This is a genomic window from Labrenzia sp. OB1 (assembly GCF_001624695.1).
In the GTDB taxonomy this organism is placed as follows: Bacteria; Pseudomonadota; Alphaproteobacteria; order Rhizobiales; family Stappiaceae; genus Roseibium.
The window spans coordinates 140,683-156,697 of record NZ_JSEP01000002.1; the positions used below are offsets into that span (position 1 = coordinate 140,683).

The 16,015-nt window shown below is 59.7% G+C and carries 14 protein-coding genes; 2 read left to right on the forward strand and 12 right to left on the reverse strand.

Going from position 1 to position 16,015, the window contains the following annotated elements:
• Positions 1-11: 11 nt before the first annotated feature.
• The 4 genes from OA90_RS02970 to OA90_RS02985 all read right to left on the reverse strand — a co-directional run bounded on the left by OA90_RS02970 (position 12) and on the right by OA90_RS02985 (position 4,697).
• A complete protein-coding gene (locus tag OA90_RS02970) occupies positions 12-1,322 on the reverse strand; it encodes an HlyD family efflux transporter periplasmic adaptor subunit (protein ID WP_208985948.1) in 1,311 nt (436 codons plus the stop codon).
• Positions 1,323-1,584: 262 nt separating this feature from the next.
• Complete coding sequence (locus OA90_RS02975) at positions 1,585-2,559, reverse strand: Hsp33 family molecular chaperone (protein ID WP_068406950.1); 975 nt, start codon at positions 2,557-2,559, stop codon at positions 1,585-1,587.
• A gap of 12 nt (positions 2,560-2,571) precedes the next feature.
• The gene (gene argF, locus OA90_RS02980; protein ID WP_068406953.1) at positions 2,572-3,501 is read right to left on the reverse strand and encodes an ornithine carbamoyltransferase; all 930 of its coding nucleotides are present in this window, start codon (positions 3,499-3,501) and stop codon (positions 2,572-2,574) included.
• Positions 3,498-4,697 (reverse strand): aspartate aminotransferase family protein, encoded by a 1,200-nt coding sequence (locus OA90_RS02985; RefSeq protein WP_068406956.1) that lies wholly within the window; start codon positions 4,695-4,697, stop codon positions 3,498-3,500. Before OA90_RS02985 ends, argF begins: the two co-directional genes overlap by 4 nt.
• Before the next feature lie 429 nt (positions 4,698-5,126).
• Between OA90_RS02985 and OA90_RS02990 the strand changes: the two genes are divergently transcribed.
• Positions 5,127-5,657: a GcrA family cell cycle regulator gene (locus OA90_RS02990; protein WP_068406959.1), complete on the forward strand. Its 531-nt coding sequence runs from the start codon at positions 5,127-5,129 to the stop codon at positions 5,655-5,657.
• 139 nt (positions 5,658-5,796) lie between these two features.
• Here the strand turns inward: OA90_RS02990 and phoB are convergent, their stop codons facing one another.
• The 8 genes from phoB to OA90_RS03030 all read right to left on the reverse strand — a co-directional run bounded on the left by phoB (position 5,797) and on the right by OA90_RS03030 (position 14,577).
• Positions 5,797-6,495: a phosphate regulon transcriptional regulator PhoB gene (gene phoB, locus OA90_RS02995; RefSeq protein ID WP_068406962.1), complete on the reverse strand. Its 699-nt coding sequence runs from the start codon at positions 6,493-6,495 to the stop codon at positions 5,797-5,799.
• Between the two features lie 186 nt (positions 6,496-6,681).
• On the reverse strand, positions 6,682-7,380 hold the full coding sequence (gene phoU / locus OA90_RS03000; protein ID WP_068406965.1) for a phosphate signaling complex protein PhoU: 699 nt from the start codon (positions 7,378-7,380) through the stop codon (positions 6,682-6,684).
• 31 nt (positions 7,381-7,411) lie between these two features.
• Positions 7,412-8,209 (reverse strand): phosphate ABC transporter ATP-binding protein PstB, encoded by a 798-nt coding sequence (gene pstB, locus OA90_RS03005; protein WP_068406969.1) that lies wholly within the window; start codon positions 8,207-8,209, stop codon positions 7,412-7,414.
• Between the two features lie 11 nt (positions 8,210-8,220).
• Positions 8,221-9,570 (reverse strand): phosphate ABC transporter permease PstA, encoded by a 1,350-nt coding sequence (gene pstA, locus OA90_RS03010; RefSeq protein ID WP_068406974.1) that lies wholly within the window; start codon positions 9,568-9,570, stop codon positions 8,221-8,223.
• Positions 9,570-11,042, reverse strand: coding sequence for a phosphate ABC transporter permease subunit PstC (pstC, locus tag OA90_RS03015; protein WP_068406977.1), 1,473 nt, complete (start codon positions 11,040-11,042; stop codon positions 9,570-9,572). The genes pstA and pstC overlap by 1 nt, the downstream gene beginning before the upstream one ends.
• Positions 11,043-11,125: 83 nt before the next feature.
• Positions 11,126-12,163: a substrate-binding domain-containing protein gene (locus tag OA90_RS03020; protein WP_068406980.1), complete on the reverse strand. Its 1,038-nt coding sequence runs from the start codon at positions 12,161-12,163 to the stop codon at positions 11,126-11,128.
• A gap of 367 nt (positions 12,164-12,530) precedes the next feature.
• Positions 12,531-13,910: an ATP-binding protein gene (locus tag OA90_RS03025; protein ID WP_068406983.1), complete on the reverse strand. Its 1,380-nt coding sequence runs from the start codon at positions 13,908-13,910 to the stop codon at positions 12,531-12,533.
• A gap of 187 nt (positions 13,911-14,097) precedes the next feature.
• A complete protein-coding gene (locus OA90_RS03030; protein WP_068406986.1) occupies positions 14,098-14,577 on the reverse strand; it encodes an SRPBCC domain-containing protein in 480 nt (159 codons plus the stop codon).
• A 526-nt stretch (positions 14,578-15,103) separates the two neighbouring features.
• Here OA90_RS03030 and OA90_RS03040 point away from each other — a divergent pair.
• Positions 15,104-16,009: an MBL fold metallo-hydrolase gene (locus tag OA90_RS03040; RefSeq protein ID WP_068406993.1), complete on the forward strand. Its 906-nt coding sequence runs from the start codon at positions 15,104-15,106 to the stop codon at positions 16,007-16,009.
• Positions 16,010-16,015 lie beyond the last annotated feature (6 nt).

The window sequence follows — 16,015 nt, forward strand, 5'->3', positions numbered from 1 at the left end:
GACCCGCTCCGTTAGCCGCCCTGGCTGGTGTTGCCGGTCGCGGCAAGCGGGGCAGCCGTGTCTGGCGCCTCCTGAGCTGCATCGACATCGTTCACAAGCAGGCCGTTGCCTGCTTCCGGAATACGTGTCGCCAGAAGAGTCTCACCATCCTCGAGCGCGCCTTCCACGAGAATGTAGCCGTCATCGATTGCCAGCGACGTTACTTCGCGCGGCTCAAGGCGGCTGTCGCGGACCACGTAAACCGTCCCTTCGCCGTAAAATGCCGTTTCCGGAATGCGGAAGCTGTCCCGGTATGCCCGGTCCGACAGCGTCACCTCGACGAATGCGCCAGGTCGAAGAGGAATGTCGACCGCAGAGCTGTCGATAGAGGCGATCAGGTCGACGCCGCCGCGCGCGCTGGCGACATCCGCGCCGATCCGCGTGACTGTTGCCGGATAGGTCACAGGCTGGTTGCCGAGATACCAGGTGACCTGCACAGGACGCCCGGCGACCGTACCGCTTTCTGCCAGGAGGCGGCCATACTGGTTGTCCGACAGTGTGAACCGCACCTCGTAGGCGTCACTGCCGTAGAGCGAGACAACCGCATCGTTCACGCCGACGAGCCTGCCGAGTTCGGCGGCTTCGGAGCGCACGATGGCGTCGAAAGGCGCTTCCAGAACCGTGTTTTCCAGTTGGCGCTGCGCGTTTTCAAGCCGCCACTCGAGACGCTCGATCGCCGCGTTCTGCTGGACGACCCTGGCTTCTTCCAGGGTCAGGGAGTTCTCGGCCTGCTCCAGTGTCTGCTGCCGCTGGGAGACGAGCAGCTTGCGGTCATCCAGCGTCTGCTCCGTCACCGTGCCCCTGCCCTGCAGATCCTCGGCCCGCTGAAGGTCCTTGCGGGCAAATTCCAGCTGTTCCTTCGCACGCAGCACGTTGCCGGTTTCAAGCTTGACCCGGCCTTCACTTTCAACGAGCGCCGCCCGGGCTTCGGCCAGATTGGCCTGCGCCTCGGTCACCGCACCTTCGTAGTCGAAGCGATCGATGGCAACGAGAAGCTCGCCCTTTGACACGCCGCCGCCGGCCTTCAGGTTCGGATGAACCTCAACCACCTCGCCGGCGACAAGCGAGCGCAGCTCAACCTCTCGCCCGGCGGCCGTCTCGCCATAGACGCTTATTTTCGGCGCGTGGTCGCCACGCGCGAGCGTTACGGTTTCGACGGCGTAGCTTTTTTCCTGGACAGGTTGCTTGGGAAGATCTGCGCGGGTGGCGACAAGAAGGTTCATTCCCTTGACCGCGCCGAACAGAATGGCGAGTGCCAGAACGGCTTGCAGAACAGCCTTCATCAGCAGCGCAGTCCGCCGAGAGCGCCTTCGCCCACGCGGTTCGGCGGGCGGTATCACTTCGGAAACGGACTGCTTCCCGGTATCTGACTGTAACGACTGCAACATTTGCGGCTCACCAGGAACATGGAGGAATGATCTTGCCTGCACACGGTACACATTTGTTTCGCAGCGCAATATTCAAGTCCGGCTTACCGCCGGAGGCAGCCATTTACATGCGAAAAAGTGTAACAAAACGTGTCTGGCGAGTCTGCAGGGGCAGCAATCAGCCGTCGAACGTGTATCTGGTGTTACAGAATTCGCAGGTCACAACGATCTTACCGCCGACCGTTACCTGCCGGATTTCCTCGGCGCTGAAGTTGGCCAGCACGCTTTCGATCTTTTCCCGCGAACAGCGGCATTTGTCGGCGAGCGGCTGTGGCTCGTAGAGACGCACTCCGCGTTCATGAAAGAGGCGGAACAGCAGCATTTCCACGCTGACTTCCGGATCCGTCAGCTCCACATCCTTGACCGTGTCGACCAGCGCCTTGGCTTCCACCCACGCGTCGTCTTCCTCGACCTCGTGCGAGTGCATCCCCTCCGGGGCATCGCCCGGATCGATATCGGCCTGTCGCATGCGTTCCGGAGCTTCAGGCAGAAACTGGATAAGGATACCACCCGCCGTCCAGGTCCTGGCGTGCCCTTCCCCCTCCTGGCGGGTGAAGAGTTCTCCAACACCCAGGCGTACTTCCGTCGGAATCTGCTCGGAGCGTTCGAAATACCGGCGCGCGACGTCTTCCAGGGACACCCCGTCCAGTTCCACCAGCCCCTGGTAGCGCTGCATATGCTTGCCCTGATCGATGGTCATGGCGAGATGGCCGTGGCCAAGCAACTCTTCGGGCGTTGCCGTTCCTGCCGCCATCAGCACTTCGACCCGTTCGGCATCGAATGTCGCACAGGCGCGGATCGCGTCCGGCGACGCAAAATCCACCACCAGCATGGACACCGGCCCATCGGTCTGGGTCTGGAGCGTGAAGCGGCCGTCGAATTTGAGCGACGTTCCAAGCAGTCCGGTCAGAACGATGGCCTCGGCCAGCAGGCGCGAAACGGGTTCGGGATAGTCATGACGGCCCAGAATGGTTTCCAGGACGGGACCGAGCGCCACGGCGCGGCCGCGCACATCCAGTCCTTCCACGGCAAAGGGCCGGACAGCGTCCAGCCCTGCAGGCATAATGCCCAGCTCATCGAGATTCAGTGCCACTTTGGCCTTGCCTTAAACTGCGCCGAAACACCAGGCCAGAATGCCTTTCTGGGCATGGAGCCGGTTTTCGGCTTCATCGAACACAACGGAATTGGGACCGTCCATGACTTCCGAGGTGACTTCCTCGCCCCGATGGGCCGGCAGGCAGTGCATGAACAGCGCGTCCTTGTTTGCCTCGTCCATCAATCGCTTGTTCACCTGATAGGCACCGAGAAGATTGTGACGCGTCTCGCTGTCATCGTCCCCCATGGACACCCAGCAGTCGGTAACGACACAATCGGTCCCCTTGACCGCCTCATATGGGTCTGGTGTGACGAGAATGGAACCACCCTTTTTCCGGGCGGCGTCGATCAGCTCCCGCGGCGGCGCCAATTCCTCCGGAGTTGCGATACGCAGCTCGAAATCGAAACGGGGCGCGGCATGGATCCACGACGCCAGCACGTTGTTGCTGTCGCCGGTCCAGGCAATGCTTCGGCCCTTCACCGATCCGCGGTGCTCCTCGAAAGTCATCAGATCCGCCATGATCTGGCAGGGATGCGAGACCTTGGTCAGGCCGTTGATCACCGGTACCGTCGCGTTCTCAGCCAGTTCGCGCAATTCGTTGTGATCGAGAATACGGATCATGATTGCATCGACGAAGCGTGAGAGAACACGCGCCGTGTCGCCAATGGTCTCACCCCGTCCGAGCTGCATTTCCGCTCCAGTCAGCATCAGCGTTTCGCCGCCGAGTTCGCGCATGCCGATATCGAAGGAGATCCGTGTTCGCGTGGAGGGCTGTTCGAAAATCATGGCGAGCACCTTGCCGGCCAGCGGCCCCTCGCCCCGGCGAACGCCGTCGCGCGTCGCCTTGATCTTCTTTCCCGTATCCAGGATGGCCCGCAGTTCGTCGCTTTCGATTTCCGTCAGATCCAGAAAATTCCGGTAGGGTTGTCCGGCGGTCATTCGGCCGCTCCTTCCAGCAATTTCGCCTCGATTGCACACGCAGCCTTGTCCAGGCGCTCAACAGCGATGGCGATTTCGTCTTCACTCATGTTCAGCGGCGGCATAATGCGTACCACATTGTCACCCGCCGGAACGGCCAGCAATCCGGCATCGCGAGCCGCGGCGACATAGTCGCCAACGGGAACTGCGCATTTCAGGCCAAGCATCAAACCGGTGCCGCGCACTTCGTCCAGAACCTTCGGATGACCGTCCACCAATCCGGCCAGCTTCTGCTTGAAGCTGAGACCCTTGCGGCTGACCTCCTCCAGGAAGCCTTCGCCGAGCACGACATCAAGAATGGCATTGCCGACAGCCATGGCCAGTGCATTGCCACCGAAGGTCGTGCCATGGGTTCCAGGTGACAGCGCCCGGGCGGTTTCCGCCGTTGCCAGGCAGGCCGCCATCGGAAAGCCGCCGCCGATACCCTTTGCGACCGCCATCAGGTCGGGTTCGACACCGGTCCACTGGTGAGCGAACAGCTTGCCGGTCCGTCCGACACCGGTCTGGATTTCGTCGAAGATCAGCAGGATGCCGTTCTCGTCGCAGATCCTGCGCAGCGCACGCAGAAAATCGGTCTGGATTTCCCGGATGCCGCCCTCGCCCTGGATGGGTTCGATCGCGATCGCAGCCGTTTGCGGTCCGATCACGGCCTTGAGCGCGTCCAGATCGCCTGCCGGCACCTGATCGAAACCGGGCGCTTTGGGGCCGAAGCCTTCCAGATACTTCGCCTGGCCGCCGGCAGCGATGGTCCCCAGCGTCCGGCCGTGGAAAGCGCCTTCGAAGGTCACGATATGGAAGCGATCCGGCTGTCCGTTGTCATAGTGGAAGCGGCGCGCGCATTTGATGGCTGCCTCCATCGCCTCGGCGCCTGAATTCACGAACAGGACCTTGTCGGCGAAGGTCGCCGCGCACAGCCGCTGGGCCAGCCGCTCTCCTTCCGGCGCCTGATGCAGGTTGGAGACGTGCCAGAGTTTGGCGGCCTGATCCTGCAGTGCCTTGACCAGATGCGGATGGCTGTGTCCGAGCGAATTGACGGCAATACCGGAACCGCAGTCGAGAAATCGTCGGCCGTCACTCGTAACCAGCCACACACCTTCCCCGTGATCGAATGTCAGGTTCGATCTTGCGTAATTCCCGAATAGTGCACTCTCGGACATAACTCCATTTGCTCCTTTAAACGCCTCTTCCGCCCCAAGGTGTTCACACCGGTTGAGGTTTTTCCCTCGGAGTCCATGCGGAAAGGCCAAAACGAAACGTGCCGCCCCGATGAGGCGGCACGCAGCGGTTTGTTATACACCGTCCCTACCGTTGCCTGTCAATGGAAATGCCGCATCCGTGCGATATCTGAAATTCGTGAAAATTCTCAATGACCTCGCCTTATTTGGGGAAAAGTTGCTTCATCCCCAACTGGTTTGGGCCGGATGGTTGCCTGACAAATTAACACTATTGTAACCTCTGGTCAGTCAGACGCGATATCTCGTGAGGCACATCAGCTAGAGGCACTAGATATGCCAATTAGGCGCTCACATGCTGTGCCTAACGCGAGGTTAATGGCCGCAAGGCGGCCAAAATAAAAGGGTGCGGCAATGAGTTGGACGAACGAACGGGTTGAGCTTCTGAAGAAACTCTGGAGCGAAGGCTTGAGCGCGAGCCAGATTGCAGGCGAACTGGGTGGCGTTACGCGCAATGCCGTCATCGGCAAAGTGCACCGTCTCGGTTTGTCGGGCCGCGCCAAGACGACTTCCTCAGCTTCCAAGGCGCGCCGCGCACGGCCCAATCCGGCCCCCGCAAGTGCAGCGCCGAAAAGACCGGCCTCTCAGCCGCAGTCCATCGGAGCAACGGCACTTAAAGCCGATTTCACACCCGCACCGGAGGTCGAAGCCAGCCCCCAGGTTGAGCCGATTGCCGAACTGGTGCCGATTTCCCAGCGCGCGACAATTCTCACGCTGACGGAGCGCACCTGCAAATGGCCGATCGGCGATCCTTCCACGGATGATTTCTATTTCTGTGGCCGCCAGTCGGACCCGAACGCGCCTTACTGCGTGCATCACTGCAAGATCGCCTATCAGCCGGTCTCTGACCGCCGCAGCCGCAAAGTGGTGGCACAGGCAGGCTGAGCGGCCTTTCGCCAATCCGCGGATGACCCAGACAAAAACACCCTGCGTTCACCTGAACGCAGGGTGTTTTTTTGCAGATCGGTGAATCCCAACCGTTCCGGACAGCCATAGCTGTTGAACCGGCTGGCGCCTTATACAGTCAGCCCGCCATCGAGAACTGATCGTTGAAGGCGTATCCGGCGCCACGGACAGTGCGGATTGGATCCTTGGCCTTGCCCTTGTTGAGTGCCTTGCGCAGCCGGCCTACATGGACATCCACCGTGCGCTCGTCGACATAGACATCGTGGCCCCAGACCCCGTCCAGAAGCTGCTCGCGCGAGAACACCCGGCCCGGAGCCGTCATCAGAAATTCCAGCAGGCGGAACTCCGTCGGACCGAGATGGATCTCCTTGGTGTTCCTGCGAACACGATGGGTTTCCCGGTCCAGCTCGATATCACCGGAGCGCAGCATCGAGGACACTACCTCCGGGCTGGCCCGGCGCAGGATGGCCCGCACGCGCGCCATCAGTTCCGGCACGGAGAAGGGTTTGACCACATAGTCGTCCGCGCCCGTGGACAGTCCGCGAATGCGTTCGGCTTCCTCGCCGCGGGCCGTGAGCATGATGACCGGCAGGCGCTCGGAGTCTTCGCGTGCGCGCAAACGGCGGCACAGTTCAATTCCAGACAGTCCCGGCAACATCCAGTCCAGAAGCAGGAGATCGGGAAGACTTTCCCGCAAGCGGATTTCCGCTTCGTCCCCGCGGACACACGATTCAACCGCATATCCTTCCGCTTCCAGATTGTATCTCAAAAGAAGGCTCAGCGGTTCTTCGTCTTCAACGATGAGCACCTTCGGCATACGTTCTCGCTCCAATTTCATCAACCGGCGCCGCAGCGCCGACCGGGTCATTTTTCCGCTTCATTCCGCTTCCGGGGCCCTTGCCCTCAAGTGAAAACAGCAGCCTTTTCCAACACGTCAATAACGGTCTCTTTTCGATCTCCAACCGTTTCCGTTCGAAGGTCGCGCGAAAAAAGGGTCAAGCGGCTAGGCGGAAACAGTCGTTTCGTCATACTTCACGCGGTCTTCCGGCAACCGCTCACCGGTCACCATGTAGTAGACGTTCTCCGCGATGTTGGTTGCGTGATCGCCGATCCGTTCGATGTTCTTGGCGCAGAACAGCAGATGGACGCATTGGGTAATCACCCTGGGATCCTCCATCATATAGGTCAGCAGTTCGCGGAACAGCGACGTGTAGATGGCATCGATCTCGGCGTCGGCTTCCTGAACGCGGCGCGCCGTTTCCGCATCCTTGCGGGTATAGGCATCCAGGACCTTCTTGAGCTGCGACAGCGTCAGCTCGGTCATGTGCTCGACACCGATCGCAAGTTTCTTCGATTGCAGGTCGCTGTCGATCGCGATCACGCGCTTGGCGACGTTTTTCGCCAGATCCCCAACCCGCTCCAGATCGTAGGAGATACGGGTCGCGGCGGTGATTTCACGCAGATCCTGGCCCATGGGCTGGCGGCGCGCGATAATCTCGATCAGCTTGACCTCGACTTCCTGGTGAAGCGTGTCGAGACGGGCGTCCTTCTCAATCGTTTTTTTGGCCAGTTCCAGATCCTGGGAAACCAGGGCCGAGACGGCATCGGCAAAGGCTTTTTCCGCCAGTCCGCCCATTTCGGCGACCTTGCCGGCCATTTCCGTCAGCTCCTCGTCATATGCCGAGACTGTATGTTCAGACATCCTGTGTCCCTTTCAGAGTTTCTGAATTCGCTTAGCCGAAGCGGCCAGTAATGTAATCCTGTGTCCGCTTGTCTTTCGGATTGGTGAAAATATCCTGCGTCGAACCTTCCTCAACCAGGACACCAAGGTGGAAGAACGCCGTGCGCTGTGACACGCGGGCAGCCTGCTGCATGGAATGGGTCACGATGACGATCGTGTAGTTCTCGCGCAGCTCGTCGATCAGTTCTTCAACCTTGGCAGTCGCAATCGGATCGAGAGCTGAGCAAGGCTCATCCATGAGGATCACTTCCGGGCTTACGGCAATCGCGCGGGCGATGCACAAACGCTGCTGCTGACCGCCCGACATGCCGGTTCCCGGCTCATCCAGACGGTTCTTCACTTCTTCCCAAAGGCCCGCCTTTTGAAGACTTGAGGCAACGATGTCGTCCAGTTGGGACTTGTTGCGGGCCATCCCGTGAATGCGCGGACCATAGGCGACGTTGTCGTAGATCGACTTGGGAAAGGGGTTCGGTTTCTGGAACACCATGCCGACCTTTGCGCGAAGCTGCACCGGATCGACCTTTGCGTCGTAGATGTCCTCGCCGTCGATCTTGATCGAACCCTCGACCCGGCAGATGTCGATGGTGTCGTTCATCCGGTTGATGGTGCGCAGGAAGGTCGACTTGCCACAGCCCGAAGGGCCGATGAAGGCGGTGACCGACCGCGGCTGAATTTCAATATCGACGTCTATGATGGCCTGCTTGTCGCCATAATAAACCTGAACCTTTTTCGCGGAAATTTTGCTTGAAGTCATGGCGCTCGCCTGTTCCAAATTCGGCATCTCGTTCATCGGATCGTTCCTTACCAGCGGCGTTCGAACCTGCGGCGCAGAATGACCGCGAGAATGTTCATGGTGAGGAGGAACACCAGCAGAATGATGATGCCGCCCCAGGCTTTTTCGTAAAACGCGTAGTCCGCACGGGCAGCCCACGTGTAAATCTGTGCAGGCATTGCCGAATTCGGCTCGATAAAGCCCGTGATAAAGCCGTCGGGATAGCCGCGTGCGACAAACCCGACCATGCCGATCAGCAACAGCGGAGCCGTCTCGCCAAGCGCCTGGGCTAGACCGATGATGGTCCCGGTCAGAATGCCCGGCATGGCCAGAGGCAGAACATGGTGGAAGATGGACTGCATCTTGGAGGCCCCGACCCCGAGCGCCGCGTCGCGGATGCTCGGCGGCACCGCTTTGAGAGATGCGCGGGTCGAGATGATGATCGTCGGCAGCGTCATCAGCGTCAGGACCAGGCCACCGACAAGCGGCGCGGATTGCGGCAGGTGCATGAACTGGATGAACACCGCCAGACCCAGAATACCGAAGACAATCGAGGGAACGGCGGCCAGATTGGAAATGTTCACCTCGATCATGTCCGTGAACCTGTTCTGCGGCGCGAATTCCTCCAGGTAGATGGAGGCCGCGACACCGATTGGCAGCGACAGGAACAGAACAACCAGCATCATGAAGAACGAACCGACGACGGACGCCCCTATGCCTGCGCCCCCCGGATTATCGACGCCGGAGTCGGCACCGGTGATGAAGTTCCAGTTGAAGACCGTCTTGATGATACCTGTCTCGACCAGCGCATCGACGATGTCGAGGTCGGATTTTTCCAGGAAACGGCTGTCGGTCAGCGTTTCGCGGGTGACACGGCCGTTCGAATACCCGTCAACCCGCGACGAGGCCGCCAGCTCGAAGGCCGCCGGTGCGCCGAGAGCCCCCGGATTGGCCTTGAAGTACTCGCGTATCGTGCCGCCGGTCTTGCCGACGATACGTTCGATAGCCTTGGCGTCGAACGGGACGCTCATACCGCTTTCTTCAAGCTGACCCTGAAGCGCGTTGATAAAGAACTGCTCATAGGCCTTGGTCTTGAAGAGTTCCTTTTCCGCAGCGTCATATTGCTCCTGCGTCAGCGTGAACTCGACTTCGACAATCGTGCGGGTGAAAGCCGGAATTCCCTCGGAGATGATCGCCGTGGCCAGAACCACGAGGAAGAACAAACCGATAAGAACAGCGCCGAGGCCGTAGTATTTGAACCGCTTTTCCGACGCGTTGCGCTTGCGGGTCAGATCGTCGAGCGCGTAGAGCGACTTCGGCTTCGCCGCGTCTCCGGCCGCTGCCGGGCTGGTCTCGGGAGAAAGAGTTGTGTCAGTCATCAGTCATACTGCTCCCGGTATTTGCGCACGATGTAGAGCGCGACGATATTCAGACCAAGGGTCACCACGAAGAGCGTCATGCCCAGCGCAAAGGCGACCAGTGCCACGGGAGAGGCGAAATCCGCGTCCCCGGTCAGCTGACTGACGATCTTTGCCGTTACGGTGGTCATGGCTTCGAAGGGGTTGAGACTGAGCCGCGCGGCCGCGCCGGCTCCGAGAACCACAATCATCGTTTCACCGATGGCCCGAGAGGCCGCCAGCAGAATTGCGCCGACGATACCGGGCAGCGCGGCAGGAAGGATAACCTGCTTCACCGTCTCGGACTTGGTGGCGCCCAATCCGTAGGATCCGTCCCGCATGGCTTGCGGCACCGCGTTGATGATGTCGTCTGACAGCGAACTCACAAAGGGGATCAGCATGATGCCCATGACGAGGCCCGCCGTCATGACCGCAGTGCCCGCCTTCATGATCCCCAGCCCGTTATCGCCGAAGACCGACAGCAGCATCGGCCCGACGGTGAGCAGGGCGAACAGGCCGTAAACAATGGTCGGGATGCCGGCGAGAATTTCCAGCATCGGCTTGGCCACCGCCCGAACCCTTGGGCTGGCGTATTCGGAAAGATACACGGCGGCGAAAAGACCAACCGGCACCGCAACAGCGAGGGCGACGAAGGAGATGTAAAACGTGCCCCACAAGAGGGGGAGAATACCCAGCTCCGACGATCCGCCGCGCCCGGAGAAGCTCGGCGACCAGGTCAGGCCGAAGAAGAAGTCCATCGCCGGATAGAGCCGGAAGAATTCCACCGTGTTGAAGACAAGCGACAGAACGATGCCGAGTGTTGTCAGAACCGCGATCAGGGCGGCACTGAACAGGATGACCTGAATGCCGCGTTCCACGGTGTTGCGCGCCCTGAATTCGGCGCTGGTTTCACGCACACCCCACAACGCCCCGGCAATTGCCGCAAGAAGCACGACAATGGACATGTAGAAATTGCCGTTCGAGACCATGATCCTGTAGGCCTGCGCGGCACGCATGATCGGCTGCGTGATCTGGGACGTAACGATTTGCCCGGCATCCTTGAGGCGGGTGGTGATATCGTTGAAATCGGTGCGCGCATTGCGCGCGAAATCGTCGGTCATCTGCCCGCTTGCGACGGCGTTTTCGAGCCCTTCGGCGGTACGGCGCACTTCAGCCATCACCAGCCCGAGGGACGAGCCATCGCCGACCGCGCTTTCCGGGATCATGCCGGAAATGTTGCTGTGCACGACAAACGGCTGCACCAGCAACCAGAGCACAAGGATCAGGAAAGCCGGCACCGCGGCTTTCATCGCCACGTTTGCCCCGTAGTAGACAGGAAGAGAATGCAGATCCCGCATATCTCCTCCGGCGCTGGCCAGAGCACGCGCGCGCCCTGCAATGTAGCCAACCAGCGCGATGGCAAGCACGATCACGACGAGCCAGAACAAGGACATGTGGTTCCCCGAAAGATTTAAAAATCACACAAATGAAAAGGGGCGGCGGGAATCGCCGCCCCCCGGATAGAGCCGAAGCCCTGTTACTTCATGGTATCTTCAGCAGCAATGGACGCCTGGGTCGCAGCCAGTTCAGGATCGGCAACAAGGCCGTACTGAGCCAGCGGGCCGCTCGGGCCTGCGATTTCGTCAGCGACGAAGAACTGGGCATATTCCTTCAGACCCGGGATCACGCCGATGTGCGCCTTCTTGATGTAGAAGAACAGCGGGCGGGAAACCGGATACTCGCCGGACGCGATGGATGCCGTGTTCGGAGCCACGTCGCCCATGGTTGCGACCTTCAGCTTGTCGGTGTTGTTTTCGTAGAACGCCAGACCGAAGACGCCGATGCCGTTCGGGTTGGAGTCGATACGCGCCAGGGTTTCGGTGTAGTCGCCGTCGATGTCGGTGGACTTGCCGTCCGCGCGAACGTCAATGCAGGCGTCTTCAGCGTCGTCTTCCGACATGCCGCTGTCGATCATGGCCTGAAGAGCGCCAGTGGCTTCACAGCCAACAGCCAGAACTTTTTCTTCAAACACTTCACGGGTGCCGTGCTTGGTGCCCGGAATGAAAGCAGCAATACCGACGTCCGGCAGATCGGCGTTGAATTCAGCCCAGTTGTTGTACGGGTTGTCAACGATCTCGCCGTCCTTGAGCACCTTGGCACCAAGAGCGTTGAAGATGTCGGCGGGCTGGAAAGCGGTGAAGGCCGGACCGTCTTTCTGGGAAGCGAAGACGATACCATCGTAGCCGATGCGGACTTCGATGATGTCCTTCACGCCAGCTTCCGCACAAGCCTTGATTTCCTTCTCGCGAATTTTGCGGGAAGCGTTTGCAACGTCGATGGTGTTTTCGCCAACACCTTCGCAGAAGCGCTTCAGACCGGCGGAGGATCCGCCCGATTCCACGACAGGGGTCGGGAAATCGGTGTTTTCACCGAAAGCTTCCGCGACGATGGACGCGTACGGCAGAACTGTGGAGGAACCGGCGACCTGAACCTGGTCACGAGCCTGGGCGGCACCAACGAATGCAGTGGAAGCAACAGCAAGAGCAGTTGCGCTAACGAGGGTCGTAAATTTCACTTGACCACTCCCTTTGAATGTCAAGGTTTATAATGGATCACCGGGCATGGGGTTGCTCGAGCGATGCCGGGACCCTAGGCCCCATGGATGAGAGTTCTATGACAGTTATTTTTCAGTTTTATGACAATTTAAGACGTTGAAATATAAAGGATAAAATCATTATTGATGTTTTCATGTCGCGGAATCGGTCGAATTGACGACAATCAGCACCGTGCCCGCGCCATTTGCTTTCCGCGTGCGCAGACGTCCGTCTCCAGAACATCCCGCTTTGTAGTGCAGGAAAAGGACGGGTCGTCCCAGGGTACGGACTCATAAATGAAGATGAAATGGTTTGAGGCGGATTGGTCCTCCTCAAACCATTTCCGCCCTAGTCGTGGCTTCCAACGTGGGGAGGCATTGATTTGGACTCAATCGGCTGATCGGTGCTTTCAAGTGCCGGAAGTTTCACCTTGAAAGTCGCGCCCTTGCCGGGATCGCTCTCGATGTCCAGGCGTGCCCTGTGCCGGGTGAGGATATGCTTGACGATCGCAAGGCCCAGACCCGTGCCTTTCAAGGCGCGGCTGGATTCGACATCGATGCGATAAAACCGTTCCGTAAGCCGCGGCAGATGCTCCGGTGAAATGCCTTCGCCGTAATCCCGGACGGACAAAACCCAGGACGGCGCGTCGTCCGTGTCTGTCTGCTCCTCCAGCCTCACATCCACATATTTGCCGACGCTGCCATATTTCAGCGCGTTCTCGATCAGGTTTTCAATCACCTGAATGAGTTCGTCCCGGTCCCCCTTCACACGGACGGGTTTTTCCGGCGCCTGGATGCGAATTTCGACGTCAAGATCCACCGCAAGAGGTGTCAGCGCGTCCTTGGTATGACGGACGATCTCGGATAGGTCCACGACGCTTGCCGGCCGGACATTGGCCTTGAGTTCGATCCGGGAGAGCGACAGGATATCGTCGATCAGACGCCGCATGCGGCCTGCCTGATCCAGCATGATCGCCAGAAACCGGTCCTGCGCCTCCGGGTCGTTGCGAGCCGGCCCCTGAATTGTTTCGATGAAGCCGGTCAGGGACGCCAGTGGCGTTCGCAGCTCATGGCTGGCGTTGGCGACAAAGTCCGTTCGCATACGTTCGAGCCGACGGTTTTCCGTCAGGTCCTGAATGACCACCAGAATGAAGTCCGGGCGACTGTGCTGGCGTTCCTGGTCGCCGGAGCCGGGCATGTAGATCGGCGCGATGTGAGCCTCGTACCAGGTTTCGGTCGGCACCTTCTCGATCCAGTTGATCCGTTCCGTGCCGCCTGTGCTGCAGACGCGGTCAAATGCTTCCAGCAAGGACGGCGCACGCAGGGAAAAGGACAGTGGGTCACCTGGTTTCACACCGCTGTAAATGACCTGCGCCCGCGCATTGACATAACGGGTTATTCCACGGCCATCGGCCACGAAGCATGGGGATGGCAGCGCATCGACAGTCACCTTCATGCCGGTGCCCGGCCACATCCTGCGGATCTCCCGCTGCGCTTTCAGCTTGACCCTGCGGCTGGACGACCGCCGTGGGATCAGCGCTGCCACGACAACCAGAGCAGCAAGGCCGGCTGCCGCGGACAAGATCGGAACATCAAATGCAAAAACGCCATAACCCGCAGCACAGAACGCGGTGACGAGAATCCACCGCGCCTCGCTTATCCGCGTGAGCGGTGATACGGCGGCCTGCGCCTCGGCAGTTTCCTCGAATGGCGATGGGGATTCAGTCATGGATACTTTGAGCGATTACCTGCGAGAAATGTCCGCCACGAAGGAAAGATACTATTTCGACGTCTTGGTAAAGGCGCAAGACCGGAAACAGGCTATCGGAGCGTCGGTGGACCCCTTCCCTAACACAGGAAGCATGTCATCCAAACGACAGCGCGACCCTGAGTTGCGGATGGGGGCACACGGACCACTAACGCGAGCCTGCGCCGCGGGCGGCCTTCTGAAGATTTTCAACGATGCGGGGCCAGCCATCGGGCCGGCACATGAAGTTCAGATACTCCGAGCCGTGCTCGCCATGCCGCAGGAATTCATTGTGGACGATCTCAAGTCGCGTCGATTCCCCTGCGCCGCGAAAGTTGATCATCACACGGCTCGCCGCGGCGGGATCGGCGATTTCCCTGCCGTCCAGGGATACCTGCCAGGCCAGGCGCACATACAGGGGGCTTTCGATCGAAAGCACAGTTCCCCAGATCCGCCGATGGCCCTGACCGTCCGTTTCATAGCAACTGCCGCCGGCGAAAGGTTCGATTTCCGCATCCAGTTCGCCAGTGTCCGGTACATCGAAGGGGGAGACCCACCACAGAACCGGTCGGTCGACGACCAGCGAAAACGCCTGGTCACGCGGCAGGTTCAGCACGCCTTCAAAGCGGCATTCCGTTTCGTCTGCCATGGCCCCCTCAAAAATATATTCAGATCAGCTCCCGCCAACAGCTTCCCATAGAAGGGCTACGGTTGGCAAAGCCGGGCTTCCCTACCCTAGAGCGTAAACTCCTAAATGAAGATGAAATGGTTTGAGGCGATTTGGTCTTCATCAAGGAGCGAAAGCGCAGGAAATGTGTTTCATTTTCAAACCTTTCGCGACGCAGAGGAGGACCAATCCGGTCAAATCCGAAGGACATGAAAATGGCTTCACCCCATGTCGTCAGCGTGCTTGACCGGGTACGAAGCCCGCTCATCGCACGCTTCCTGCCGGGGTTCCGCCATTTCCCATACCATTTCGTCTTCATTTATGAGTTTACGCCATAACCCGGCGACATATAGATGACGCACCAGAAACAACCAGCCCCAGGTGATACCTCGGGGCCGCATCATGGACTTTGCAGGAAACCACTGACGCATTTGCCATCCCCTGGCAAATCAAACAATCTCACCTTCCACCGATCACCAACTCCCCTTAGTTCGCGGCACAGAGATTTATGAAACACGATCGAGACTTCGACCCGAATTATGGCATCGCCGTTGAAATTTTTCCGGGGGTACGGCGGCTGACGGTGAACAACCCCGGGCCATTTACTTTTTTTGGAACCAATACCTACCTGCTCGGCACCAGCCGGCTTGCGGTCGTCGATCCCGGCCCTGAGGACGCGGCGCATGTCGATGCCATACTGAGGGCAGCGTCGGGCGCAGCCATAGAAGCCATCGTGGTGAGCCACACCCATGTCGACCATTCGCCCGCAGCCCGCCTTCTCAAGGAGAAAACCGGCGCACCGATCGTCGGATGCGGCGTTCACAGGGCCGCGCGGGACCTTATGGAGAATGAGATCAATCCGCTCGATGCCAGTGGCGACAGAAAATACGCACCGGACCGGCAGTTGCACGATGGCGAGATTTTCAATGCCGCGGGCCTGTCGCTTCAGGCCGTCGAGACACCGGGTCATACCGCCAATCACCTGTGCTTCGCGCTTGCCGACGAAGACCTCCTGCTGTCGGCCGACCATGTCATGAGCTGGTCCACCTCGATTGTCGCACCGCCGGACGGCAACATGCGGGACTACATGGCCTCGATCGACAAGCTGCTGAATCGGCCTGAACAGGTTTACCTGCCCGGACATGGCGGCGTCCTTCGGGATGCGCGCTCCTATGTCCGGGACCTGAAGCAGCACCGGCTGGGCAGGGAAGCCTCGGTCCTGCGGGAACTTGCAGGCGCACCACTGACAATTTCGCAGATTGTCGCCAGACTTTACGCGGATGTTAACCCCGCCCTGCATGGCGCAGCCGGGTTGTCGGTGTTCGCCCATCTGGAGGACCTTGCCGGTCGCGGTCTGGTTTCCGCCTCGCCCGGTCTGTCGCTGACGGCTGTTTTCAGCCTGCAAACGTCCTGATGCGAT

Bases quoted from the DNA above. Each gene is read 5' to 3' on its own strand.
- OA90_RS02970 (WP_208985948.1), bottom strand. From the start codon at position 1,322: ATGAAGGCTGTTCTGCAAGCCGTTCTGGCACTCGCCATTCTGTTCGGC.
- argF (WP_068406953.1), bottom strand. From the start codon at position 3,501: ATGACCGCCGGACAACCCTACCGGAATTTTCTGGATCTGACGGAAATC.
- OA90_RS02985 (WP_068406956.1), bottom strand. From the start codon at position 4,697: ATGTCCGAGAGTGCACTATTCGGGAATTACGCAAGATCGAACCTGACA.
- OA90_RS02990 (WP_068406959.1), top strand. From the start codon at position 5,127: ATGAGTTGGACGAACGAACGGGTTGAGCTTCTGAAGAAACTCTGGAGC.
- phoB (WP_068406962.1), bottom strand. From the start codon at position 6,495: ATGCCGAAGGTGCTCATCGTTGAAGACGAAGAACCGCTGAGCCTTCTT.
- phoU (WP_068406965.1), bottom strand. From the start codon at position 7,380: ATGTCTGAACATACAGTCTCGGCATATGACGAGGAGCTGACGGAAATG.
- pstB (WP_068406969.1), bottom strand. From the start codon at position 8,209: ATGAACGAGATGCCGAATTTGGAACAGGCGAGCGCCATGACTTCAAGC.
- pstA (WP_068406974.1), bottom strand. From the start codon at position 9,570: ATGACTGACACAACTCTTTCTCCCGAGACCAGCCCGGCAGCGGCCGGA.
- pstC (WP_068406977.1), bottom strand. From the start codon at position 11,042: ATGTCCTTGTTCTGGCTCGTCGTGATCGTGCTTGCCATCGCGCTGGTT.
- OA90_RS03025 (WP_068406983.1), bottom strand. From the start codon at position 13,910: ATGACTGAATCCCCATCGCCATTCGAGGAAACTGCCGAGGCGCAGGCC.
- OA90_RS03030 (WP_068406986.1), bottom strand. From the start codon at position 14,577: ATGGCAGACGAAACGGAATGCCGCTTTGAAGGCGTGCTGAACCTGCCG.
- OA90_RS03040 (WP_068406993.1), top strand. From the start codon at position 15,104: ATGAAACACGATCGAGACTTCGACCCGAATTATGGCATCGCCGTTGAA.